The following is a 26,011-nucleotide window of genomic DNA, read 5'->3' as shown; positions in this document are numbered from 1 at the left end:
ATTTAAAACACATTTGTAATGAAAAATAGCTTTTTAATTCCCTTTTTCGCATTGTTATTTGTCTTTTTTTGTAGTTGTAATAACGAAGTCGAAATTCCAAGATTAGCTTGTACACAGCCTGATTTAACTGTAAATCAAACCGTTCAAAAAGTTAAGGATATCTCAGGTTCCGTTCCTAAACAATATGGTTACAATGATGTAATTGAAGCTTATGTTGTATCGAGTGATGAAGAAGGAAATTTTTTCAAGGCAATTTCTTTTCAAACTTTGGCAACAGACAAAACACCTGCAATAGGATTTAATATTCCCGTCGATGTTTCAAACTCCTATATTGATTTTCGTGTAGGGAATAAAGTTTACATAAAACTTAAAAATCAATTTACAGATCTGTATTTTGGAGGCATGCGAATTGGAAGTCTCTATGTAAGTAATTCTGGCGATCCAACGATTGGAAGGGTTTCGCAAAATGATTATAAAAATGTATTAAATGCTTCTTGTGCTGTTATTGATGAAAACCAATTAGTTCAGGCAGTTTCTGTTGAAGAAGCATTGAATGATGATAAACTCAACACATTAATAGAATTAACAAATGTGCAATTTACAGAAGCTGCAATAGGGCGCCATTATTTTGAAGAATCGAATAATGTGGGCGGTTCTACAAATTGGAATTTAAGGGACAATACAGGTAATCAAATTATATTCAGAACAAGTGGTTATGCCAGTTTTGCAGATCATTTTGTACCGGAAGGAAGCGGAAAAGTTAGGGGGATATTGACAAAATTCGGAACAGATTATCAGTTAATGATTAGGTCAGAAAAAGATGTTGTAATGAATGGAAAGAGAAATGTTCCTTTTTTTGCTGAAGATTTTCAATCGGTAAAGAACAATGTAAATTTTGCTTTGCCGGGTTGGAGCAATATTGTGCAGAAAGCTTCAAAATTGTGGAAAAGTATGCTATATGCCGGAAATGGTTATGCAGAGTTTAATTCAACAAGTACAACAGCGGCCGAAAACATTGCGTGGCTGGTAACGCCAAAAATCAATTTGAGTGATTATAAAAATGTAATATTTTCTTTTAGAAGTGCCCAGCATGATTTAAAAGTCGATTCTCCGTTGAACGCCTTAGAGGTTTATATATCAACAAATTTTGATGGATCAAGTGTCACTAAAGCAAATTGGACAAAATTAGAAGCGAATTTCCCATCATTGTCAACGCCGTCCCGACAATTTATAAGTTCAGGAGGAATCGATTTGTCTTCGTATTCAGGAAATGTTCATATTGCATTTAAGTACATTGGATCTGGGAAAGATAAGACTCTTAATGGTGCTTTTATGGTTGATGATGTTCGGATTTTTGGTGAAAAGTAGGTTGTGTTTTCTTTAAAAATATATTTAATGTATTGATTTTTAGACAATAATTTAATAGTGTGCTGTTTTTGAGATTTAAACTGTTAAAATTTGATAGAATTTTGTATTTTGGTCATCCCAAACTAATACAAATACTACATGAAAACCTACTTTATCGCCATCATGATGATGGTATTACCATGCTTGCTGCACAGTCAGAACGAAGACACAGCACCTGTTCGATTAAAACAAATCAACATTGTCAAAACAAATTATCAAAATTCTAAAGATGGAGAAATCGTCAATAAAACGGTTTTGTTTAAAGACGGAAAGATCCAGACTATTACCACTTCAGATGTTATTCAGCATTTCTTTTACAATACCAATGGATTATTGGATATGACCGTAAAAGACAAAGTTGGAAGTGATTGGAAAGAAGTTGTGAATTACTCTTATGATGCGGATAACAACATTATAAAATTTGTCAAAAAATATCAGGAAGGACCGGATTATATTACTAAAGTAGTAACTTTTGCTTATGAAGGAGCAAGGATAAAAGTAACGACTAAAAAAAGTACAAATCATCAGAATTTACTCGATGATATTGAATATATAGTCGAAAATGGTATTATTGTAAGACGTACTTCACGTGATAGAAATAAAGCAATAATTGGAAAAATAGAATATGTTTACACCAATGATAATGTGGTAAAACACAAAGGTTTGGTTGGAGATAAAATTTCTAAAACCTACACTTTTGATGATAAAAAATCTGTAGACCAGTTAATTGTTCAAAGTCTTTTTGGTGATAATTATAAAGTAATTGTACCTATGATTTCTTATCATGAAGAGGAATTTAGCTTTGAAGCAATCTCATATAATAACGAAGTAAACTTTAGTCCATCGTCTGCAGTTTTGGTGGCTGTAAGTAGAAAATACAAATACAATAAATTGAATTTCCCAATCTCATGCTCTCAAATTGAGGAAAACGGAATCGTAAAAACGGAAAAAACGTTTATTTACGAATAAATCAGCTATTTAAAAAATACTCAAAACCATTTAAAAATGAAGTTTTGTTAAGATTAAAGTCTTAATTATCTTCATTTTCTAAATGGTTTATCTTTTTAAGATAACCACTAATTTCCTAAATAGAACTTAAAAAAGAAATTCTATAAGTGTTAGTACCTTACAAATCATTAAATTTGCACCTTATTCAAAGCTATGTTAGAAAAAGAAGTTATAAATTTTGAAAGAACTGCCATTGTTGGTATTGTGACTCAAAATCAAAGTGAGGAAAAACTTAACGAATATCTGGATGAACTGGAGTTTTTAACTTTTACCGCTGGTGGTGAAGTTATTAAACGCTTTTCGCAAAAAATGGAACGTCCAAACCCGAAGACTTTTGTGGGAACGGGAAAAATAGAAGAAATCAATCTTTTTGTAAAAGAACATGAGATATCGACTTTAATATTTGATGACGAATTATCACCATCGCAACAAAAAAATATCTCCAAAATTATAGATTGTAAAATCTTAGACAGAACCAATTTGATTCTGGATATTTTTGCACAAAGAGCTGAAACTTCATACGCAAGAACTCAGGTTGAGTTGGCGCAATGTATCTATTTATTGCCAAGACTTTCTGGATTATGGACACACCTTGAGCGCCAAAAAGGTGGTATTGGTATGCGTGGTCCCGGAGAAACGGAGATCGAAACAGATAGACGTATTGTACGTGACAGAATTTCGTTGTTGAAAGATAAAATCAAAACGATTGATAAGCAAATGGGTGTTCAACGCAGTAATCGTGGCGCAATGGTACGTGTGGCTCTTGTTGGATATACGAATGTTGGAAAATCGACTTTGATGAATGCGGTTGGAAAAAGTGATGTGTTTGTTGAAAATAAATTATTTGCAACTCTTGATACCACGGTTAGAAAAGTGGTTATTAAAAACTTGCCATTTTTGCTTTCGGACACAGTAGGTTTTATTAGAAAATTGCCAACACAATTGGTTGATTCTTTTAAAAGTACCTTAGATGAGGTTCGCGAAGCCGATTTGTTGCTTCATATTGTAGATATTTCACATCCTGATTTTGAAGATCATATTGCATCTGTAAATCAGACTTTGCAGGATATAAAAGCACATGAAAAACCTGTTATAATGGTTTTTAATAAAATTGATGCTTATAAACATTTGACCATTGATGAAGATGATTTAATGACGGAAAAAACGCCAAGACATTATACACTTGATGAATGGAAATCAACTTGGATGCATCGTTTAGGAGAAGATAATGCATTGTTTATTTCGGCTACGAATAAAGAAAATTTTGAGGAATTTAGAGAAAGAGTTTATGAAGCTGTTCGTCAGATTCACATAACCAGATTTCCTTATAATAAATTTTTGTATCCGGATTATAAAGATGCAATTGAAAAAGAAGAAGAACAGGAATAGAACTTTAGATTTTAACCGCAGGAGCACGCTAAGATTTAATTTTACTTTACGATAGAAAACACAAAGTTCACAAAGCTAGATCAACAGAAAGCTTTGTGAACTTTGTGTTTTTTATAAAACCACTAATTATAAAGAACTTTGCGTTGTCTGTGGTAAAAAAACGTCAGGTTGAAAGGAGGGTTTTACCACAGAGAGTGCAAAGATTGTATTAAAGTCTCTTCATAAAACACAAAGTTCGCAAAGCTAGATCAACACAAAGCTTTGTGAACTTTGTGTTTTTATAAAACCACTAATTATAAAGAACTTTGCACTCTCTGTGGTAAAAAAACGTCAGGTTGAAAGGAGGGTTTTACCACAGAGAGTGCAAAGATTGTATTAAAGTCTCTTCATAAAACACAAAGTTCGCAAAGCTAAATCTACATATAGCTTTGCGAACTTTCTATTTTTATAGAATCTAATTGATATAAACTTTGCATTCTTTGCGGTAAAATATAAGCAGTTTTCTGTTTCAAATTAGAATCCGAAATTAACTCCTAAACCAAATACTTCTCTGGTTTGAAAACCCTGAAAAGCATTGTCATCATATATTGCCTGAAAGGATAAATTGGCAGATAGAAATTTGTTCACTTTCATGATAATATTTAGGGAATAATTGATGTCTACATTTTGAGGATCTTCTAAATAGTTAGAATATAAATTCAAAGTATTTTCAGCCGTTACGTTGGTCATGATAGCTAATTTATAGTAAATGGAGGCATAGAAACCCAATTCATAACGCATAGTTTTGTCAGTACCTACTCCAAAATAACTCTCATCTACATATGGTAAACCAGTTGCCTGATCGATTCCTGAGGTGTAAGCACCATCTACAAAAGTAAATTTAGAAGTTAAAGGCGCAAAGTTTATTTTTAGATTATCATCTTTTGTCCAATAAATACCAGGACCTGTTGTAAGATAACCCGGAGACATGAATTTTGTATTTTCGGTTCTGATTTCTTTTCCATTTTCATCCTTGCCATACAGATAACCTGTTGAAAATTGCGTTCTGAAATTTAGAAAATAAGAGTAATACCATTGACCAAAAGCTTTTTTTCCGACGATTGAATTGAATTCCAAACGGTCATCGGTCTTTTTTTCATAGTCGGCGTTTTTGGTTTGTAAAAGTCCGTAAGAGGCCAAAACTTTGTTGTCCCACGTAATATCGTCCTTTTTGTAATTGAAGTCGTAGTTGATTCCTAAAGTTCCTGAAAAGCTATCTTCACCTCCGGCAATCCAGTTATTGAAACTTGATTGATTTAGTAAAAGAGAAACGGTTCCTTTTGCTTTCCAACCTTCTCCCTCGATAGTGTCATTTATTTTCTTGACTGCTTTTTCAGTATTCTGAATTAATTCTTTTTCTGAATTTTGGGCTTGAACAAAAGTTAAGTTCGCTAAAACGAAGAGTAATAAAGCTAGCTTTCTCATGGTTTTTTAGTTTAAGTGTATTAACAAATATACTAAAAACCGCCAAAAGGTGTAGGTTTTATTGTATGTAAAAGAAACTTATTTCTTAGACTCTTTATATAAAGGTACTGCTGAACATGCTTCGCCGTACATAATGCTTCTTGCAAATGGCTGTAAATAAGTTGTAGCCAAAATGTAGGCACGCATTGGCACTGGTTTTCTAGAACATCCTTTTACAATAACAGGTTTATTTTTGTATACTGAATAATCAATTGCAGGTAAGATTTCTTCGTATAAACTACCATCTAAATCTTCTATGGTTCCATTGACTACTTTTTTGGCAAATGGAGCCAATTGTACTGCTACTAAAATTAATGCCCAAGCCGGAACTATGGCATCTGTACTACAATTAACCGCCACGTACTGATCTTGATATTGTGACCAATCGTGATTTTTTAGATGTTCTCTAAAGTCTTTTTCTTTTAATAAAAAACCTTCCAAAAGCCACTGCGAAATATCTATTTGCACGCGCGTTCCTTTTGGATAATAATCCTCAAGATCAAAAACTTCTAAGACACTATTGGTAACTTTATTGATGATTTCTTCCATTTTCTTTAGTGTTCAGGTATAAAAAGTCGCAGTCTCAGTTTTCAGTCTCAGTTGAGCATTGCTATAAACTGCATACTTTTTTAAAGCACTCTTTTAGTCTCAGTTTTCAGTCGCAGATGAGCACTATAACTGAGACTGTAAACTGTATACTTTTCTTAAGTATTTCTAATTTTTTTCTAGTCTCAGTAGCAGTTTTCAGCTCTTGTTGATCACTGAAAACTGCAACTGAAAACTGAAAACTTTTTTAAAGCATTCCTAATTCTAATTTTGCTTCTTCGCTCATTAAATCTTTACTCCAAGGCGGATCAAAAGTAATCTCAACATCAACATCTTTAATGTGCTCAATTGTTTTAACTTTTTCTTCTACTTCTCTTGGTAAACTTTCCGCAACCGGACAGTTTGGAGACGTTAAAGTCATTAAGATTTTTACTTCGTAATCAGTATTTACCATTACGTCATAAATCAATCCTAATTCGTAAATATCTACAGGGATCTCCGGATCATAAATGCTTTTTAAAACCTTTACAATTGATTCTCCTAATTCGTTTGTGTCTATTTCTTGTTCCATTTTTTTGTGTTTTTACCATATAAGTTATATAAGCTCATTTAAGTATTGCGCTTATTTGTATGGTTATTTTTTATTTTTAATCTTCTAGCCATCGATACAATTCGTTGACATATGTTTTTTGACCTTCGTGATAAATACTTGTGACATTAAAATTTATCATTAATCCTATTGGAGATTTTAAAAGCTTCATGTATGACATTAACTTTGCAATATGAATTGGTATGATTTGATTGACCGCTTTCAATTCAAGAACTAAACAGTTTTCGATAAACAAATCACATCTTAGATCAGACTCAAGTTCCATGCCTTTATATTCAATTGGAATTACCAACTCAGATTGGAAATTAATTCCTCTTAGAGATAATTCTTTAATCATACATTGATGATAAATATTTTCTAAAAGTCCAGCTCCAATATTTTTATGAACTTCAATTGCCGCTCCGTTTACCTGATAAATTAAATCAGTCAAATATTTCTTTGTCATTATACTTTTTTAGCAATAATAACAAATAAAAAAGAAAGATAAAACTTACTTAAGTAATATTTTACCCTATCAGTAATATAAGTTCATTTAATAGCAAACTTATATGTTCTTTTAGTTTATAAAGTAAACACAAGCTTATATTTCTTATATCACTTATATGGTCAAATACGTCTTTTTTAATTTTTGTTTTTTGAATCAAAAGCCAAAGCGTACATTTTGATGTTTTTAATCATCGAAACCAATCCGTTTGCACGAGTTGCTGATAAATGTTCTTTTAAACCAATATCGTCTATAAATTGAGTATCAGCATTTATAATGTCTTCTGCTTTTTGATTAGAGAAAGCGCGAATTAAAATGGCGATAATTCCCTTGGTTAAAATTGCATCACTATCAGCAGTAAAAACAATTTTATCGTCTTTTTGTTCCCCTTGCAGCCAAACTTTAGATTGACACCCTTTGATTAAATTTTCGTCCGTTTTGTATTCTTCTTTGATTAACGGAAGACTTTTTCCTAATTCGATGATGTACTCATAACGTTGCATCCAATCGTCAAACATCGAAAATTCGTCTATTATTTCGTTTTGTATCTCTTTTATTGTCATAATTATTCTTTCGTAAAATCCAGCAGCAAATTTACCAGTTTTTCTATTTCCTTTGGAGGATTGCCGTTGTCAAAACCTTGAGTTTCGTATGTTTTCTGATTCTGAACTACCTTTAAATTTGCAATTGCGGCACCATCGTAAAAGCGCTTTTCCGTTGGAGCTTTTAAAGTTGGAATACTTTCTAAATTAACTTTTGAAAATTCCGTTACAATCTGTTTCCATTTTGCATCACTTATTTTGCTTACTACCGCATCGGTATTTTTACCATTAATGATAGAAACTGTTTTATTTTGAACAAGTATCTTTTTGTAAAGACCACGAGACACCGCAGAATATTCCATTTGTGTAGTTGTCATATCGGTAATTTTTTGACTGGAACAACTTGTTCCGATGAAAATCGTCAAGAGCAATAAAGATAATATTCTCATAAATAAGTTTTTTTTAGCTTAACATAGTTTTTGCCTTTTTAACTGCTTCGACCATTGTGTCAATTTCTTCAATTGTATTGTAAAAAGAAAATGAAGCGCGAATAGTTCCCGGAATGCAGAAAAAGTTCATAATAGGTTGTGCACAATGATGTCCGGTTCTCACTGCAATGCCTAATTTATCGATAATTGTACCAATATCATAAGGATGAATTCCGTCAATATTAAACGAAACTACTGAAGCTTTATTTTTTCCGGTTCCGTAAATTTTCAAACCTTCAATTTCTAATAAACGTTTTGTAGCGTGTGCCAGTAATGCTTCTTCTTGTTTTTGAATATTGTCAAAACCAATGTTGTTCAAATAATCAACAGCAGTTCCTAAAACAATTCCGCCGGCAATATTTGGAGTTCCGGCTTCAAATTTATGAGGAAGATCTGCATAAGTAGTTTTCTCGAAAGTAACTTCTTTTATCATTTCTCCACCACCTTGATAAGGAGGTAATTTGTTTAACCATTCTTCTTTTCCGTATAGAATTCCAGTTCCGGTTGGACCGCACATTTTATGTCCTGAAAAAGCGTAAAAATCGCAATCTAAATCCTGAACATCCGGTTTTAAATGGGGAACAGCCTGTGCGCCATCGATTAAAACGGCTGCACCAACAGCATGTGCTTTTTCAATAATATATTTGATAGGATTAACGATTCCTAATGCGTTTGAAATATGATTTACAGTAACGATTTTAGTTTTTTCTGAAAGCAAAGCATCAAAAGATTCTAAAATTAATTCGCCATTTTCATTTATTGGAATCACTTTTAAAGTTGCTCCGGTTTTTTCACACAACATTTGCCAAGGCACAATATTACTATGATGTTCTAAAGACGAAACAATAACTTCGTCGCCAGGTTTTAAAATAGAGGCGAAACCGTTGGCTACTAAATTGATTCCGAATGTTGTTCCTGATGTAAAAAGAACTTCGTGAGAAAATTTAGCATTGATATGATGTTGGATTTTTACTCTCGAAATTTCGTAAGCATCCGTTGCCAATTGACTTAGTGTATGAACACCACGATGAATGTTGGCATTGATTTCCTGATAATATTTTGCGATCGCATCGATCACAATTTGTGGTTTTTGTGAGGTTGCTCCGTTATCGAAATAAACCAAAGGTTTTCCGTTTACTTTTTCCGAAAGTATCGGAAAATCAGCTCTTATTTTTTGGATGTCTAACATGTCTTATTTAGAAAAATTCTATCTACAAAAGTACTAAAACTAAATTGGTTTATCCATCAAAACTATAATTTCCTTTTATGGTGCCATCAATTGTAGATTTGAATATTGATTCTTTAAAAATTTGTTTCGTTTTGTAAATTATATGAATTTTAAATCTAAATAGAGGTATAATATCGTGAACATAAATTAATTATATTGCAGTAAAAATATCTTTTAACAATATGAAAAAATTTCTCAAATTACTTGTACTTGTTTTAGTTCTTACATTTTTGTATTTCGGATTTACAACATATCCAAAATTGGATTTGATTTCCGGCTTTTCAGCCAAAAGTGTTGCTTCGGGACATTTCTTAGATCATCGATCGAAAGACTTAATTGAAAAAACAGACAATGATATCGATATGATTGATTTGGCAACGAATAGTATAAACGATGCCGGGAAATTTGCTGTTTCAAATGTTTATGGTTTAAAAGAACGAAAAGCGATTTATCGTGAAGGTTTAGGCGCAACGTTAATCAATGATGATTTTGATATTTCGAAACCCTATTTGCTTCCAAAACGAACTAAATTAGTCAATAATCTTCCTTTCCCTTATGGGAATAATGCGCCAAAAGATACTTTGTTTTCAAACATCGATTATACGAAATTGAAAAGTGCTGTTGAAAATTCTTTTGATAAAGATGGAGGAAAAACAAAACGTACACGTGCTGTTGTGGTTTTGTATAAAGATAAATTAATAGCCGAAAAATACGATACTGGTTTTAATAAAGACAGTAAAATTTTAGGCTGGTCAATGACTAAAAGTATTACGAGTTCTGCTTTTGGAGTGTTGGCCAAACAAGGAAAAATTGACATTTATAAACCGGCACCAATTGCCGAATGGAAAAACGACGATCGTAAAGTTATCACCATAAATGATTTGCTTCACATGAATTCCGGTTTAGAGTGGGAAGAAAATTATAGTACGATTTGTGATGCTACCAAAATGCTTTTCCAGGCTGAAGATATGGGAAAAGTTCAAATGGATAAACCTGCCCAATTTAAACCAAACACACATTGGAATTACTCCTCAGGAACTACTAATTTATTATCTCGAATTTTAAGAGCACAATTTAAAAACCAACAAGAATATCTCGATTTTTGGTACAGCGCCGTAATTGACAAAATAGGAATGAATTCTATGATTGTTGAGCAAGATATGTCGGGAACTTTCGTTGGTTCGTCTTATGGATGGGCGACTCCACGCGATTGGTCAAAATTTGGATTGTTGTATCTACACAAAGGAAATTGGAATGGAGAACAAATTTTGGACGAAAGCTGGGTAAAATATACATCTACTCCAACGAATACATCGGAAGGAAAATATGGTGCACAATTTTGGCTAAACGCCGGAGGAAAATTTCCGGATGTTCCTCGTGATATGTTTTATTGCAGCGGTTATCAAGGACAAATGGTGGCGATTATTCCGTCTTTAGATATGGTAATTGTTAGAATGGGAGTGAAAGAAGAAGAACCAGGATTTGATTTTAATGGGTTTTTGAAAGGGATAATTGATAGTGTGAAGAAATAGTTTCGATATTTTTAAAATATAAGATTTAGATTACTATTTTTGTTGAAATATTTATTTAATGTCTGAAAGTAAAAGGCCTCGAATTAAAAAAGAAAATAAAGAAGTTATTATTGATAAAGACGCTTATGTTGAAAATGCATGTTCTAAAAGTGCGAAAAAAATTAATGACATTTCTGAAAATATAATTACGGAATTTTGGATTGATAAGCATTATTCTATTAGGGATCAACATGGGGATGATTTTGGAAAAAGAGAAGGAATTGATATAAGAACAGTGGAAGAGGTTATAAATAAATCTTTTAAAATCCTGAAATTTTTTAATTTTAAAAATGAAAAGTTCCGATTTGTAAATTTTCCCCCTAAAAAGATTAGGCCATTAAGATTAGTTTTAAAACAGATTTTTAAGAATAATGAAACTCTAAACATTATTGCTGAATACAATTTTATAGAACTTAATTTATACGAAGTGACGGTAATTACAGCTTTAAGAAAAGAAAATTTTACGTTGTCAGATGGTCAATATGGGATCGTTTTTGATTTAGAAGAAATTAAATTAATATTTAAAGTGAGAGGTAATGAAACTTTGATTGATGAATATCTTTACTGAATAGAATAGTTGAATTGTAATCAGTACTACAATAGAAAAAAAGTATCGATTTTTTTGATGTAAAGGCAAGAAAAATAATACCTTTGTAGTATTAAAGAGCAGGATAATACTCTGGGAAGTCTAAAAGACAGGACAAAAATCTGGGAAGCTCTTTTTAAAAAATAAAAAAACCACTCTTTTGAGTGGTTTTTTTGTATTTATAAACTTTCTACAAATCAAATCCTAAATTCACGCCTAATTTCATGGCAATGATTTTAGTAATCCGTTGTTTTAATTCCGGTATTTTAATGCTTTCGATAACAGCATTTGAGAATGCGTACATCAATAAAGCTTTGGCTTCTTTTTTTGGAATACCACGAGATTGCATATAGAACATCGCTGTTTCGTCTAATTGTCCAACAGTACAACCGTGAGAACATTTAACATCATCTGCAAAAATTTCTAATTGTGGTTTTGCATTGATTGTAGCTTTATCACTCAATAAAATGTTATTGCTTTTTTGGAAAGCATTTGTTTTTTGAGCTTCTTTTTCTACTAAAACTTTTCCGTTGAAAACTCCTGTCGAGCGATCAGAGAAAATTCCTTTATAATCCTGGAAACTTTCACAATTTGGTGTTGAATGTTTTACTAAAGTATAATGATCAACGTGTTGTTTTTCGCCAATAATTGTGATTCCGTTTAGTGTGCTTGTTAATCTTTCTCCAAAGTGATAAAAGTTCAAATTGTTACGAGTTAGATTTCCTCCAAACGAAAAAGTATGCACATAAACATGGCTTTCTTGTTGTTGCGAAACGTAAGTATTGTCGATTAAATTCGCCTCAAGATTATCGTTTTGAATTTTATAGTGATCTACAATAGCACGTTTTTGAGCAAAAATCTCTGTAACCGAATTGGTTAAAACCGGATTTTCATTCAAGCTTTGGTGGCGTTCGATAATCTGAACATGAGAATTCTCTCCAACAATAATCAAATTTCTAGGCTGAACCAATAATGCGGCTTCGTTTCCAGTTGAGAAATACATGATTTCAATTGGCTTATCAGCTACTTTCTTTTGCGGAATATTGATAAAAGCTCCTTCACTTGCAAAAGCAGTGTTCAACGAAGTCAAACTTTCGTCTTTGCTTGCAATTTGATTGAAGTATTTATCAATAATCATTTTATATTTTGGTTTGGTCAATGCCGATGACATTAAGCAAACATCGATTCCATCGTGTGTCGTAGAAGATAAATGTGAACTGAAAACACCATCGATAAACACTAATTTGTAAGTGTCGATTTCGTGTAAAAAGTATTTTTTTACATGATTAAATTCAATTGCATTTTCCTGCTTTGAAAAAACCGTAAAGTCATTTTTTAAGATGGCGTTTAGCGATGTATATTTCCAAGCTTCTTCTTTTTTGGTTGGGAAACCTTTATCTTCAAAGTTTTTTAGTGCTTTGGTGCGAATGTCATGTAAATCTGAATGTACATCGACACGCTCTTCAAAAGCCATAAAAGACGATACTAATTTTTCTTTTAAATCCATTTCTGTAGTTATGAGTTATGAGTTATAAGTTATGAGTTTTGTAAACTGTAAACTGTAACTGTAAACTAGTTTTCTGCTTTAATCCAGTCGTATCCTTTTTCTTCCAATTCGTAAGCCAATTCTTTTCCACCAGATTTTACAATTTTTCCGTTGTAAAGAACGTGAACGAAATCCGGAACGATATAATCTAATAAACGTTGGTAGTGTGTGATTACGATAATGGCATTTTTCTCGCTTTTCAATTTGTTTACTCCGTTAGCTACAATTCTTAAAGCATCGATATCAAGACCTGAATCGGTTTCGTCAAGGATTGCCAATTTTGGTTCTAACATTGCCATTTGAAAAATTTCGTTTCTTTTTTTCTCACCACCAGAAAAACCTTCGTTTAAAGAACGGGATAAAAATTTACGATCAATTTCTAATAACTCAGATTTCTCACGAATTACTTTTAGCATTTCGTTCGCAGGCATTTCGGCTTGACCGTTTGCTTTACGAGTTTCGTTGATTGCAGTTTTCATAAAGTTAGTAACACTAACTCCGGGAATTTCTACAGGATATTGAAAAGAAAGGAAAACTCCTTTGTGTGCTCTTTCTTCCGGAGCTAAATCAGCAAGATCTTCTCCGTCAAGGAAAACACCTCCATCAGTAACTTCGTAATTTTCGTTTCCGGCAATTACAGCCGAAAGTGTACTTTTTCCAGAACCATTTGGTCCCATGATAGCGTGTACTTCGCCAGCTTTAACTTCTATATTAATTCCTTTAAGGATTTCTTTATCACCAATTGAGGCGTGAAGGTTTTTTATTGATAACATTGTTTTCTTTTATTTTATATAAATGTCAATTCTATTTTTGTTGTTTGGTTTAGGATGTTGGCATTAAAATGCGCGTGTCCTAAATATTCCATGCCTAAATAATCGGCTGATTTTTTGAACGGAATGTAAAAACTTTCCTCGATTTCATCGTCATGTGAGTTTGATATCACACCAATTTTCTTTCCTCTTAGTTTTCGTCCAGTTTCCTTTTCAATTCGGATTAAATCCGAAATACGATCAAAGAAAACCTTCATAATACCGCTCATATTATACCAATAAATTGGCGTTGCAAAAATTAAAGTGTCGTATTTTTCGATGATACCTCTTATTAAAGGTAAAAAATCATCTTCTCTGTTTTTGCTTTCGTAATCATAATAAGATATATTATAATCACTTAAATCAATTACATCAATTCCGGTTTCTTTAGAAATCTCGTCTACAATTCTGGTTGTATTTCCGTTTTTTCTGGATGAACCTAAAATGATTACTTTCTTGTTTTCCATTAATACTTATTCGTAATGTCCTTTTAATGAAATGATATTTAGTATTTCAATGGTATTTTCATCAATGATCTCATAAACTAATCGATGTTCTTGGTCAATTCTTCGTGACCATACACCAGATAGATTATATTTTAATTGTTCTGGTTTTCCAATGCCTTCAAAAGGACTTTCTTGAATTGCTCGTAATAATTCAGAAATTTTCTTTAAAATTTTCTTATTTCCCGATTTACTCCAAAATTCCAGATCATTTTCTGCTTTTCTTGAAAAAACTATTTCCATAGTTTGTCAATATCTTCTATTGTCATTTTTATGCCTTTACCTTGTCTAAGTTCTTCTCTAGCTTCAAGAATCTCTTTTACAAAGTCTGGATTATATGGTTTTTCATTTTCTTCTATAATTTCAAAACCAAGAGATTTTGCCAGTGATTGAAACACTGGGAAATCTTTTTTCTTTACATTTTTTAAGATGATATCCATATCGCTTTGTTTTTTATTACCCTACAGATCCTTCTAAAGAAATTTCTAATAATTTTTGAGCTTCAACAGCAAATTCCATTGGAAGTTTGTTCAAGACATCTTTACTAAAACCATTTACAATTAAGGCAATTGCTTTTTCAGTTGGGATACCTCTTTGGTTGCAATAAAAAACCTGATCTTCTCCAATTTTACTTGTAGTTGCTTCGTGCTCGATTTTAGCCGATGGATTTTTGCTTTCGATATAAGGGAAAGTATGCGCTCCACAATTGTTTCCCATTAAAAGAGAATCACATTGCGAAAAGTTTCTTGCATTCTCAGCTCTAGGACTGATTTGCACTAATCCACGGTAACTGTTTTGTGATTTACCAGCCGAGATACCTTTGGAAATAATAGTCGATTTAGTGTTTTTACCTAAATGGATCATTTTAGTTCCCGTATCTGCTTGTTGGTAATTATTGGTAACGGCGATCGAATAAAATTCTCCTACCGAATTATCTCCTTTCAATACACAAGAAGGATATTTCCAAGTCACAGCAGAACCAGTTTCTACTTGTGTCCATGAAATTTTAGCGTTTGTTTCGCATAAACCTCTTTTGGTTACGAAGTTATAAACTCCACCTTTTCCTTCTTTGTTTCCAGGAAACCAGTTTTGAACGGTAGAATATTTAATTTCAGCATCATCCATTGCGATCAATTCAACTACAGCAGCGTGTAATTGATTTTCGTCACGGCTTGGTGCAGTACAGCCTTCTAAGTATGAAACATAACTTCCTTCATCAGCAATAACAAGAGTTCTTTCGAATTGTCCGGTTCCTGCTTGGTTGATTCTAAAATAAGTTGAAAGTTCCATTGGACAACGAACACCTTTTGGAATATAACAGAAACTTCCGTCAGAGAAAACTGCTGAGTTTAATGCAGCATAGAAGTTGTCTTTTTGAGGTACAACGCTTCCTAAATATTTACGAACTAATTCAGGATGTTCTTTTATAGCTTCTGAAATAGGACAGAAAATAATTCCTTTTTCTCCCAATGTTTTTTTGAATGTAGTAGCCACAGAAACAGAATCGACAACAATATCCATAGCGACATTGTTCATCATTTTTTGTTCGTCGACAGAGATTCCCAACTTTTTGTACATTTCTAAAAGTTCCGGATCTACATCATCCAAAGTTTTATTTGGATCTACCTGTTTTGGAGCTGAATAATAAGATATTGCCTGGAAATCTGGTTTTACATAATGAACATTTGCCCATTCTGGCTCAATCATTTCTTTCCATGCACGAAAAGCCTCAATACGCCAATCGGTCATCCATTGAGGTTCTTCTTTTTTAAGAGAAATAGCTCTTACGATATCTTCGTTTAAGCCAATAGGAAATGTCTCCGATTCAATATCGGTATAAAATCCGTATTCGTATTCTTTGGTTTCGAGTTCGATTTTTAAATCGTCTTCAGTATATTTTGACATTTTTTAGTTTTTTAAAACGCTTAAAATTTAAAATCTTAAGCGTTTAAATTTTTGCTTTTAGACTTTAATTTATAACGAAAAGGATTCTCCACAACCACAAGTTCTGCTCGCATTTGGGTTGTTAAACACAAAACCTTTTCCATTTAATCCGCCAGAAAATTCTAGAATTGTTCCGGCTAAATATAGAAATGATTTTTTTTCAACTGCAATTGTTATGTCGTTGTCTATGAATATTTTATCGTCGTCGCCTTTGGTTTTATCAAATTTTAAATCATATGACAAACCAGAGCATCCACCACTTTTCACTCCTACGCGTACGTAGTCATGTGCGGCATCAAAACCATCATCTTTCATTAAATCGATGATTTTCTTTTTAGCTGTATCAGAAACTTTTATCATTGTTTATGGTATTTATTTTTGCTTTCACTTGAATTTCGTTAAAATAGTAATTTTATTATTACATTTTAAAGTGCTGTTACTCAATGTTGAAATGAAATTATCTGCAAAGATACGACTTAAAAACCTTTTTCCATAACGCTTCACATTATTATAACAAATGTTAAAATAGATAGAACTTATTTTGATAGATATGGACAAAAAAGAAATGAAATTGTAATATTTCGTGTTTTTGACCGAGTGTTTCATAATTTTTAAGTTAAAAAAACCGTATTTATACCTGCTTTCGCTGATAAATTATTAGTATTTTTGCAAAAAATTGTGAGTAATTATGAAAAAACAGTATAAAAGCAAGTGGTTAAAAGCACTTTTAGCGGTATTTTTTGTTTTTGGAATAGGTGCTACAGTCTTTATTTTTAGTAAAGAGTCAAATGAAAGTTTTGAGAAGACTGAAGAGGTATCAAAAAATCAAAAAAATCAAAAATTAAGTCAGGAAACTCTTGCCCAAGAGAATATTTTAGATTCCTTAACGAATTTAAAATTGGCTTATGATGCGGCTATACTTGAGAAAACTGCATTGGCACAACAATTAGAAATCGAAAGAAAGAACATTGAAAATTTGATGGAAATTATTAAAGCTTCTAAAAATCCTTCGGTTGAACAAATACATATCTATAGAAAACAACTTTTAGATATGAATGCTTCATTGGTATCGAAAGGAATAGAAGTTAAAAATTTAAAATCTCAAAATAAAAGTTTGTTAACGGAGATTGAAAGCCAAAATGTTGTCATGTATAAACAAAAGGCAGAAAATGATACTTTGATTTCGAAACAAAAACAATTAGAATCCACTTTAAAAGACGCTTCGAGATTATCACTGAATAGCTTTAAAGTGATTGCACTTCGAGAAAAAAAATCAGGAAAAGAACAGGAAACTGATAAAGCAAAAAGCACAAAAAAACTTAAAGTTAGTTTTTCTATCAATGGAAATTCCGTTGCTAAAACAGGAAAAAAAGTTTTTTATATTCAGGTTTTGGATCAAAACAATACTGTTTTGGGCGATAATAAATTGATTGAATTTGGAAACGATAAAGCTTTAGTTTACAGTTTTATTGTATCAGTAGATTTTCAGGGTAAACCTGCAAATGTTTATGGAGTTTTAAATTCTGATGAAAATCCATTCAATAAAGGAACTTATTTTGTCAACTTCTTCGACAAACAAGAAATAATGGGAAGCGCATCAATCACGCTTGAATAATACTTGACTTTTTAGCCCACAGATTTTACGGATTTTGCTGATTTACACAGATTACTTTTAGTTTAACCAAGCTTTCAAGCCTTTCGTGGGAATAAAAAACCAGTGAAAATCTGTTAAATCAGTTTAATCTGGTGGGCAACTTTATATAAGCATGAAAAAACATTATGAGTGAATGCCTAGCATAAAGAAATTGGATTTCCTAGCTTTGTTTTCTTATTAGAAATATACTCTTATGAAACTTTACCCTATAGAATCCGGAAATTTTAAGTTAGACGGAGGTGCAATGTTTGGAGTTGTGCCCAAAACAATCTGGAGCAAAACTAATCCGGCTGATGCCAATAATTTAATTGATATTGCAGCTCGTTGTCTTCTTATTGAAGATGGAAATCGCTTGATTTTGATTGATACGGGAATGGGGGATAAACAATCGGAAAAGTTTTTTGGTTATTATTCGCTTTGGGGTTCTCATTCTATTGATAAATCATTGGCAAAATATGGTTTTCACCGAGATGATATTACCGATGTTTTTATGACGCATTTGCATTTTGATCATTGTGGAGGAAGTGTTCAATGGAATTCGGATAAAACCGGCTATGAACCAGCTTTTAAAAATGCTAAATATTGGAGCAACGAGAATCATTGGGAATGGGCAATAAAACCAAATCCTCGAGAAAAAGCTTCCTTTTTGTCAGAGAACATTTTGCCAATGCAGGAAAGCGGACAATTGAATTTTATAAAACGTCCTGAAAGTGATTTTGGTTTCTGTGAAGAATTAAATTTTGGAATCTACTATGTTGACGGTCATACGGAGAAACAAATGATTCCACATATTAAATATCAAGATAAAACCATCGTCTTTTGCGCTGATTTATTAGCGACAGCAGGACATATTCCGTTGCCATATGTTATGGGTTATGACACGCGACCTTTATTGACAATGCCCGAGAAAGCAAAATTTCTAAATGCGGCGGCAGATCATAATCATTATTTGTTTCTGGAGCATGATGCACACAATCAGATTATAACGGTTGAACATACCGAGAAAGGTGTTCGATTGAAAGAAGTTTTTACTTGCGAAGAAATCCTTTAAAAGAAATTTTAAATCATAAAAAATCCCATTTTCACTATATCGAAAATGGGATTTTTTAGTTTAACTAATTGTAATTATTCTACAATCACTTTTTTGGCAGAAGCCGCATCTTGATTGATTAAGTATACATAATAAACTCCTCTTGGAAGTCCTGATAAATCAATTGTATTATTTGTATTAGCAGAGTCTAAAGTAAAAGATCTTACAAGCTGACCTAAAGTATTATAAACGGTAGCTTTTTCTAAAGTTGCATTACTAATAGTTACTTCTCCTTTTGTTGGATTAGGATATACTACAACTTTATCAAAAACAGAATCTTCAATACCTAAATTTTTACAAGTATTAGAATAGTTAGTTGTTGCATCTTTTATATTTTGCCATTTTGCATTCGAAAATTCTACATTGTCAACCTGGATACAAGAAAGATTTTTGTTGTTTAAAAAGCTACAAGCGTCAACAGCACTTTTTTTGTCTGTGCCACTTGATGAAGGCAATATAAAATTCTCGTTATTTCCGTTTTGTAAATTTAATGTTGTTAGAGGATTAAATACAATGTAAACAAGTTCTAAAAGTGGATTATGCGATAAGTCTAAAGATATTAATTGATTATTTGCAGCATTTAATCTTTTTAAAAGAACATTTTGACTTAGGTCTAAAGAGCTTAAATTATTAAGAAAGCATTGAAAAATAGCTAGTTTTGTGTTTTTGGAAAGATTTATTTCTGAAATTTTGTTAAGACCTATTGATAAATCCAATAAATTAGGCAGGTTCGTTACATCTATTGTTGTGATCTTATTATTAATGCAATAAAAGGATTCTAACTCAGTGTTTAAAGAAACGTCTATAGCGGTTAATAAGTTATCGTCTGCTGCTAAATAATGAAGCTTTTTATTTTGAGATAAATCAATTGTTTCAATTTGATTTTTACTGAACATTACGTTGAACAATTCAGTGTTTGCTGTAAGATCCAATGTTGTTAGGTTGTTATCGTGTAACGTTAATGTTATTAATGATTTATTGTGAGTGACATCAATATTACTTATAGTATTGGAAGTACAGTTTAACTCAGTTAATGCGATAAAATCTTCAATTCCCGTCATATCGGAAATATTAGAACTGGAAAGATCTAAATATGTAACTTTTTTGATATTTGCACTTAGAACTTTTCCATTCTTTCCGTCTTTGTCGATGTTTAAAGCAATTAGTTTATCTTCAAAATTAGAATCTGGAATTGAAGTATAAGCATTACAATCTACATTATAATTTGCTGTTGCATCTTTAATGCTTGTCCAATTAGTAGTTGCATAATCAGCATCTTCAACCTGAATACAAGTTAAATCTGTATTATTACTAAAATTAGATCCTGAAGAAAAATTAGTTTTATCTCCGTTCTTTACGTTTAAACTCAATAATTTGTTATTGTTGCAATCTAAAGTTGCTAAAAATTTATTTTGAGACAAATTCAAATTTGAGATTAGATTTCCTGAACAATCAAGAACTGTCAAATTAGTAAATCCTTCTATTCCAGTCAAATCTTTTATAGTGCTTGAAGAAACATTTAAAGAACTTATGTTTACAATGCTGCTGTTTAAAACAGATCCGTTTTTACCGTCTTTATCAATTTCTAAAGCAATTAATTTATCTTCAAAAGCAGGATCAGGAATAGCTATAATCTGAGAACAATCTACGGTAGAATATGATGCAGAAGAATCTTTAAAGCTTCCCCAATTTTTATTAGAATACAGAGCGTCGTCAACCAAGATGCATGTTAGTAATGGATTCTTTGTAAAATCAATAACATAAGGTGCCAGTTGCATAGAGCTGTTTTTTCCATTTCTTATATTTACGTTTGTTAATTTGTTTTCAGAACATGTTATAGAAATTAAAGAGGTGTTTTGAGAAAGATCTAAAGTTGTTAATTCGTTCGAAGGACACCATAATGTAGATAGTGTTTTATTGTTTGAAACATCAATATTGGTTAATTTGTTTGATGCACAAGATAAAAGACTCAAATTAGCATTTTTAGAAAGATCAAGACTTGTTATTTCGTTATAAGAAAGGGATAAATTTTCTAAAGCAATATTTTTTGAAGTGTCTAAAGTTGTTAATTTATTATACATAGCATTTAGATCTGTTAAAGCTAAATTTTGAGAAATGTCAAGTGTCGTTAATTGATTAGACATACAATTCAAACTTGTCAATGAAGCAAAATCCTGAATACCTGTTAAGTCAGAAATAGAGGCTCCATAAAGATTTAATTCAGTTAAAGCAGAAATTTTAGATGTAGCAACTTTTCCGTCTGGCGTTCCTGAATCAATTCCTAAAGCGATTAATTTATTTTCAAAATTAACATCAGGAATTAACGTATATAAAATACATTCAACATCATTAAAATTTGCAGCTTCGTCTTTAAAAAATATACTAGGACTAGTATTTGCGAAAGCTTGATTGTCTACAAGAATACAACTTAAATCAGGATTCTTGAACAATAAAGCACCTTGAAAATTAGTGTTATTTCCGTTTTTTAAATTTAGAGATTTTAGGTTGTTTTCTGAAGCATTGATATAAACCAATTTTGTGTTTTTAGAGATATCTAAATTCGTTATTTGGTTTTTGTTACATTGTAAAGTTGTAAGTTCTGTATTTGCAGAAACATTCAAAGTTGTTAAATCATTGCCATGGGAATATAATTCTATTAATTTTAAATTTTTAGAAACATCCAAAGATGATAAAGTGTTAAACTGGCAATTTAGGTATTCAAGAGCAGTAAAACCTTCTATTCCGGTTAAGTCTTTGATTTCGCTTAATTGAACATTTAAATCAGTAACTTTAGAAATAGTAGACGTTAAAACTTTTCCATTTTTACCATCAATATCGATTTTTAATTCAATTAATTTATCTTCAAAATTGCTGTCAGGAATTAATGTAAAAGCAGTACAGTCTTCCGTGAAATAAGAAGTTTTGTCTAATTTTCCATTCCAGTTGTCATTAGAGTATTGAGCGTTGTCTACCTGAATACAGCTTAAAGCAGGATTTTTAGTAAAATTAACGCTAAACCAATCTAAATTGGTATTGAAACCATTTTTTAAGTTTAAAATGTTTAATGCATTATTTGAAAAATCAATTTTAATCAAAGAAGGATTTTTTGTTACACTCAGACTAGTAATTGAATTGTATGCACAGTTTACATCAGTTAAAGATGTATTATTATCTAAATTTAAAGCGGTCAGTTGATTTGTACTACAGTTTAAAAGACTTAAATTTTTGTTTGCATTAATATCTAAGGCAACAAGCGAATTTGAAGAACAATTTAGTTCAGTCAAATTAGTAAAATCTTGAAGTCCTGTTAGATCACTAATATTGCTATCAGATACGTTTAATGAAGTAATAGAAGCAATGCTTTCCGTTTTTACTTTTCCATTTTTTCCATCCTTATCTATGTTCAATAGAATCAGTTTGTCTTCAAAATTTGAGTCAGGAATTAAAGTATAGGTTGCGCAATCTAAATTGTATTTTGCCGTAGAATCTTTAAAAGAAGCCCAGTTAGCATCAGCATAAGCAATGTCGTCAACCTGAATACAAGTTAGATTCGGGTTATTTTTAAAGTTAAGGCTTGTGCTGAAAGAAGCATTATTGCCGTTTTGTAAATTTAGACTTTTTAATAAGTTATTCTGGCAATTTAGAGTAGTCAATGCTGTATTGTTTGAAACATCTAAACGGGTTATTTTACTACTGTTACAAGATATGCTGGTTAGTTTTTGGTTTGTTGAAACATCTAAGTTTTCCAGGCCAGTTAAAAAAGCACTCAAAGTTACTAGATTAGTATTCTTACTTAGATTAACAGTTTTTAAGCTAGTATTAAAACCAATATTTAAAGAAGTTAAATTTGTATTAGTTTGAATGTCTAAGCTAGTTAGCACATTACTGTTAAGATTTAAACTCTCAAGCGCTAAATTTGCGCTGACGTCGATTGTCGCAAATTTATTGCTGCTACAATTTAAAGAAACCAAGTCCTTATTATTCGTTAGATCTAAGGAAGATAAATTTTCACCACTACAATTTAAAGTTTTTAAGGCTGTGTTTTTGGTAGTATTTAATTTTCCTATTTTATTACCAGGTGTATTTAAGATTTCTAAAGCAGTAAAATCTTCAATACCAGTTAAATCGGTAATAGCTTGATAAGAAGTATATCTATAGTCGATTTTTTTCTCAACTGCAATTCTTGCAGTTAAAACTTTTCCGTCCTGAATGTTGTCTATTCCGTCAGATATTAAGGCTTTTTCAAATTCAATATCAGGGATTAGTGTATACTGAGGTGCACCACAAACTACGGAATAAGTAGCCCAAAGGTCTTTTTTATCAGCCCAGTTTGTATTTGAAAAAGTAATGTCATCAACTAAAATACAAGTTAAAATTTTGTTACCTGTTAAATTGATGCTTGCATTAGTAAGTAAAGCATTGTTTTGATTCTTTAAATTTAATTCACTCAAACTACTGTTTCTGGAAAGATTTAAAGAAGTTAATACTATATTTTTAGAAAGGTCAAGGGATGTAATTTGTGTATAATTTGCTGCTAAAGTTTTTAGAGATATATTCTTTGTAAGATTTAAGGATTTTAATTTACCTCCAGGAGAACTATAAGTACTTAAAGATTCTAGCGAAGTAAAATCTTCAATTCCGGTAAGATCTGTAATCTCAGCGTAATTTTGAAGGCTTAATGTCTTTACTTCAGCCGCTCTTGCAGTTAATATTTTACCATCTAAAACGGCGTCATATTTTTGGGAAATTAGAGCTTTTTCAAATTCGATATCAGGAATTAATGTATAGGCTGGAGCAACACAAGTTAAGCTGTAAGTAGTCCAGTTTTCTTTATTTTTCCAATTTGTATTCGAATAGTTCACATCATCAACCAGTACACAACTTAAACTTGTGTTGTTTAATAAATATGCTGTTGTAATGGCATTATTATTCCCGTTTTTTAAATTAAGTTCAGTTAAATTTAAATTGTCATATACCTGCAAAGTTTTTAAAAGTGTATTTTTAGATAAATCCAGAGTTGATAAATCTGATTTATATATGTTTAGACTTTTTAAAGCAAGATTATTAGTCAGATCTAAATTGGTTAATTTATTTTCATAGCATAAAATTTCAGTCAACTCTGTATTGACAGAAAAATCAACTGTTGTTAAATTATTTCTTCCACAATTTACTATTTCCAGACTTAGATTATTCGAAAAATCCAAATTTGTAAATTGATTATCATAAGCAAGTAATTTGATTAATGCCTTGTTTTGAGAAATATTAAGATTTGTTAAATCGTTAGAACCAACATTTAATTCATTTAATAACTTGTTATTTGAGACATCTAAAAGATTTAATTTGTTAAAACTACAATCTAAAGTAATTAAATTGACATTATTTGAAACGTCTAATGTGGTCAAATCTGCATTACTGCAATCTAATTTTTTTAAAGCAATATTTTTTGTAACATTAAGCTTTCCTAATTTACCTGGTGTGGTTAGAAGTTCTAGGGCAGCAAAATCTTCAATACCTGTTAAGTCAGTAATAGCTTGGTAATTACTGTATTTTAAGTCAAGTTCTGTAATTGCTGCTGCTGCTGAAGTTAAGATTTTCCCATCTAAAGGCCCGTCAAAACCTTTTAAGATTAGTATTTTTTCAAACTCAACATCTGGAATTAAGGTATATTTTGGACTTTCACATACAACAGAATATTTAAGCCAACTGTCTTTGCTGCTTGCCCAATTTGTTTCTGAAAATGCAACATCATCAACTAATACGCAATATAAACCGGGTGTTTTAGTTAAATATAATTTTGATGATGTTATTAAATTATTTTTTCCGTTTTTTAAATTTATTTCTTTTAAATAAACAGCGTATCTCGCATCTAAAGATTGTAAGGCAGTATTTTTTGAAAGATCTATGCTTACCATATGGGAATCGTAAATGCTTAAAGTTGTTAAATTTACATTTGCTGCAAGGTCAATAGTAGGTAGAAATGAATTACTAAGATTTAAATTCGTTAAAGCAGTATTTTTAGACAGATCAAGATTCGTCTCTTTATTACCTCCACAATTCAGCACTTCAAGTAATGGATTTAAACTTAAATCCAGATTTATAATTCTATGATACGAACAATTTAATATTTTTAAATTAGGATTATGAGAAAGATCCAGATTAGTTATATTTCCGGGGCCATCTTGTCCTTCAGTAAATCCTCCGGGAGATATGTTAAGTTCTGTAAGATTGATATTAGCAGAGATATCAATACTTGCCAAGGGAGTTCTAATAAAAATTGCTCTCTCTAAATCTATATTTGCAGATAAATTTATACTCGTAATTTTTGTATTTGTAAAAGAGATATCTTTTAATGCAAGATTACTCGATATATTTACAGAAGTTAAAGGATTATCATCGCATTTTAAAGTCGTTAAAGCTATGAAATCTTGGATTCCGGTTAAATTTGTTATTGAACTATTTGAAACATCAACAGATTTTATTCCAGAAATATTATTTGTTAGTACTTGTCCGTCAGCAACACCAGAATCAATACCTAAGGAAATCAATTTATTTTCAAAATTAATATCTGGAATTACGGTGTTTTGTGCATAAATGGAAAAATTTGCTAATAACAGCAACAAGAGTAGTTTTGTTTTCATAGATTGAGTTTATGATTCAGTCGCGCAATAGTAAACAATTAAAATGGAGTTTCCTTACGGGAAGACGTAACTGATAAACTGTTTTGTGGAAATATATTTTAATAGTTTTCGTAAGACAAATTATTTACAATCAGAAATTTTAAATATCTTAATTTATATAAGGCATTACTTTTATTTTTATTATTTTTTGTAAGTATTATTTTATATATTAGCAAATAATAAGCGGATGCCGAAAAGCTAAAGAGTAGGTGAACATAAATTTTATAAATTATGAATTTAGATGATTTTATTGAAAATGCAAGTAAATTAGGTGTAGTAGCACTTGAATCTGATCAATTGAAAGAAGTTACTGGAGGAATTGGCGGACCGGCTCGTAGAACATACGAATTGACTCCTGAAGATTGGTTTGAATATTATGTATATTTTGAAGGTTGTTATTCATGTTAATTAATTTCTAATGTCGAA

Annotated in this window: 23 protein-coding genes; 8 read left to right on the top strand and 15 right to left on the bottom strand. The window is 31.3% G+C overall.

Going from position 1 to position 26,011, the window contains the following annotated elements; all coding sequences use genetic code 11:
• Positions 1–18: 18 nt before the first annotated feature.
• The 3 genes from EAH81_RS03125 (at position 19) to hflX (ending at position 3,804) form a co-directional block, all read left to right on the top strand.
• Positions 19–1,368, top strand: a complete 1,350-nt coding sequence (locus EAH81_RS03125; RefSeq protein ID WP_140503658.1) for a DUF5689 domain-containing protein — start codon at positions 19–21, stop codon at positions 1,366–1,368.
• A 138-nt stretch (positions 1,369–1,506) separates the two neighbouring features.
• The gene (locus EAH81_RS03120; RefSeq protein WP_140503656.1) at positions 1,507–2,376 is read left to right on the top strand and encodes a hypothetical protein; all 870 of its coding nucleotides are present in this window, start codon (positions 1,507–1,509) and stop codon (positions 2,374–2,376) included.
• 192 nt (positions 2,377–2,568) lie between these two features.
• Positions 2,569–3,804, top strand: a complete 1,236-nt coding sequence (hflX, locus tag EAH81_RS03115) for a GTPase HflX (RefSeq protein WP_140503654.1) — start codon at positions 2,569–2,571, stop codon at positions 3,802–3,804.
• Between the two features lie 513 nt (positions 3,805–4,317).
• Here hflX and EAH81_RS03110 read toward each other — a convergent pair.
• The 7 genes from EAH81_RS03110 to EAH81_RS03080 all read right to left on the bottom strand — a co-directional run bounded on the left by EAH81_RS03110 (position 4,318) and on the right by EAH81_RS03080 (position 9,166).
• A complete protein-coding gene (locus EAH81_RS03110) occupies positions 4,318–5,268 on the bottom strand; it encodes a DUF3078 domain-containing protein (RefSeq protein WP_140503652.1) in 951 nt (316 codons plus the stop codon).
• Positions 5,269–5,346: 78 nt separating this feature from the next.
• The gene (locus EAH81_RS03105; protein WP_140503650.1) at positions 5,347–5,856 is read right to left on the bottom strand and encodes a DUF2480 family protein; all 510 of its coding nucleotides are present in this window, start codon (positions 5,854–5,856) and stop codon (positions 5,347–5,349) included.
• 244 nt (positions 5,857–6,100) lie between these two features.
• Positions 6,101–6,424 (bottom strand): SUF system Fe-S cluster assembly protein, encoded by a 324-nt coding sequence (locus EAH81_RS03100; protein WP_042564763.1) that lies wholly within the window; start codon positions 6,422–6,424, stop codon positions 6,101–6,103.
• A 76-nt stretch (positions 6,425–6,500) separates the two neighbouring features.
• Entirely contained in the window at positions 6,501–6,908 is a 408-nt protein-coding gene (locus EAH81_RS03095; protein ID WP_140503648.1) for a GxxExxY protein, read from the bottom strand.
• A gap of 176 nt (positions 6,909–7,084) precedes the next feature.
• Entirely contained in the window at positions 7,085–7,510 is a 426-nt protein-coding gene (locus EAH81_RS03090; RefSeq protein WP_140503646.1) for a SufE family protein, read from the bottom strand.
• Between the two features lie 2 nt (positions 7,511–7,512).
• Positions 7,513–7,938 (bottom strand): hypothetical protein, encoded by a 426-nt coding sequence (locus tag EAH81_RS03085; RefSeq protein WP_140503644.1) that lies wholly within the window; start codon positions 7,936–7,938, stop codon positions 7,513–7,515.
• Positions 7,939–7,951: 13 nt separating this feature from the next.
• Positions 7,952–9,166, bottom strand: a complete 1,215-nt coding sequence (locus EAH81_RS03080; protein WP_140503642.1) for an aminotransferase class V-fold PLP-dependent enzyme — start codon at positions 9,164–9,166, stop codon at positions 7,952–7,954.
• Positions 9,167–9,387: 221 nt separating this feature from the next.
• Here EAH81_RS03080 and EAH81_RS03075 point away from each other — a divergent pair, with 221 nt between their 5' ends.
• Both EAH81_RS03075 and EAH81_RS03070 read left to right on the top strand, forming a co-directional pair.
• On the top strand, positions 9,388–10,737 hold the full coding sequence (locus EAH81_RS03075; RefSeq protein ID WP_140503640.1) for a serine hydrolase domain-containing protein: 1,350 nt from the start codon (positions 9,388–9,390) through the stop codon (positions 10,735–10,737).
• A 58-nt stretch (positions 10,738–10,795) separates the two neighbouring features.
• Positions 10,796–11,344, top strand: a complete 549-nt coding sequence (locus EAH81_RS03070) for a hypothetical protein (RefSeq protein WP_140503638.1) — start codon at positions 10,796–10,798, stop codon at positions 11,342–11,344.
• A gap of 208 nt (positions 11,345–11,552) precedes the next feature.
• Here the strand turns inward: EAH81_RS03070 and sufD are convergent, their stop codons facing one another.
• The 7 genes from sufD to EAH81_RS03035 form a co-directional block, all read right to left on the bottom strand.
• Positions 11,553–12,869, bottom strand: a complete 1,317-nt coding sequence (gene sufD, locus EAH81_RS03065; protein ID WP_140503636.1) for a Fe-S cluster assembly protein SufD — start codon at positions 12,867–12,869, stop codon at positions 11,553–11,555.
• A 65-nt stretch (positions 12,870–12,934) separates the two neighbouring features.
• Entirely contained in the window at positions 12,935–13,681 is a 747-nt protein-coding gene (sufC, locus tag EAH81_RS03060; RefSeq protein ID WP_140503634.1) for a Fe-S cluster assembly ATPase SufC, read from the bottom strand.
• Between the two features lie 14 nt (positions 13,682–13,695).
• Entirely contained in the window at positions 13,696–14,184 is a 489-nt protein-coding gene (locus EAH81_RS03055) for a flavodoxin family protein (protein WP_140503632.1), read from the bottom strand.
• A gap of 6 nt (positions 14,185–14,190) precedes the next feature.
• Positions 14,191–14,463, bottom strand: a complete 273-nt coding sequence (locus EAH81_RS03050) for a Txe/YoeB family addiction module toxin (RefSeq protein WP_115844336.1) — start codon at positions 14,461–14,463, stop codon at positions 14,191–14,193.
• A complete protein-coding gene (locus EAH81_RS03045) occupies positions 14,454–14,660 on the bottom strand; it encodes a DUF2683 family protein (RefSeq protein ID WP_140503629.1) in 207 nt (68 codons plus the stop codon). Before EAH81_RS03045 ends, EAH81_RS03050 begins: the two co-directional genes overlap by 10 nt.
• A gap of 16 nt (positions 14,661–14,676) precedes the next feature.
• The gene (sufB, locus tag EAH81_RS03040) at positions 14,677–16,125 is read right to left on the bottom strand and encodes a Fe-S cluster assembly protein SufB (RefSeq protein ID WP_140503627.1); all 1,449 of its coding nucleotides are present in this window, start codon (positions 16,123–16,125) and stop codon (positions 14,677–14,679) included.
• 69 nt (positions 16,126–16,194) lie between these two features.
• Positions 16,195–16,524, bottom strand: coding sequence for a HesB/IscA family protein (locus EAH81_RS03035; RefSeq protein ID WP_140503625.1), 330 nt, complete (start codon positions 16,522–16,524; stop codon positions 16,195–16,197).
• Positions 16,525–16,852: 328 nt separating this feature from the next.
• Here EAH81_RS03035 and EAH81_RS03030 point away from each other — a divergent pair, with 328 nt between their 5' ends.
• Together EAH81_RS03030 and EAH81_RS03025 are read left to right on the top strand one after the other, a co-directional pair.
• Entirely contained in the window at positions 16,853–17,779 is a 927-nt protein-coding gene (locus EAH81_RS03030) for a hypothetical protein (RefSeq protein WP_140503623.1), read from the top strand.
• Positions 17,780–18,011: 232 nt separating this feature from the next.
• Positions 18,012–18,869: an MBL fold metallo-hydrolase gene (locus EAH81_RS03025; RefSeq protein ID WP_140503621.1), complete on the top strand. Its 858-nt coding sequence runs from the start codon at positions 18,012–18,014 to the stop codon at positions 18,867–18,869.
• A gap of 74 nt (positions 18,870–18,943) precedes the next feature.
• On the opposite strand, the gene EAH81_RS03020 is transcribed toward EAH81_RS03025, so the two are convergent.
• Positions 18,944–25,546 (bottom strand): T9SS type A sorting domain-containing protein, encoded by a 6,603-nt coding sequence (locus EAH81_RS03020; protein ID WP_140503619.1) that lies wholly within the window; start codon positions 25,544–25,546, stop codon positions 18,944–18,946.
• A gap of 270 nt (positions 25,547–25,816) precedes the next feature.
• Here EAH81_RS03020 and EAH81_RS27350 point away from each other — a divergent pair, with 270 nt between their 5' ends.
• Positions 25,817–25,993, top strand: a complete 177-nt coding sequence (locus EAH81_RS27350; RefSeq protein ID WP_161595780.1) for a hypothetical protein — start codon at positions 25,817–25,819, stop codon at positions 25,991–25,993.
• The last annotated feature ends 18 nt before the right edge of the window (positions 25,994–26,011 follow it).

This window comes from Flavobacterium pectinovorum (genome assembly GCF_006438875.1).
Classification (GTDB): Bacteria; Bacteroidota; Bacteroidia; order Flavobacteriales; family Flavobacteriaceae; genus Flavobacterium; species Flavobacterium pectinovorum_A.
Note: the sequence above shows the minus strand (reverse complement) of the source record. Positions and strands in the feature narration are given on the sequence as shown.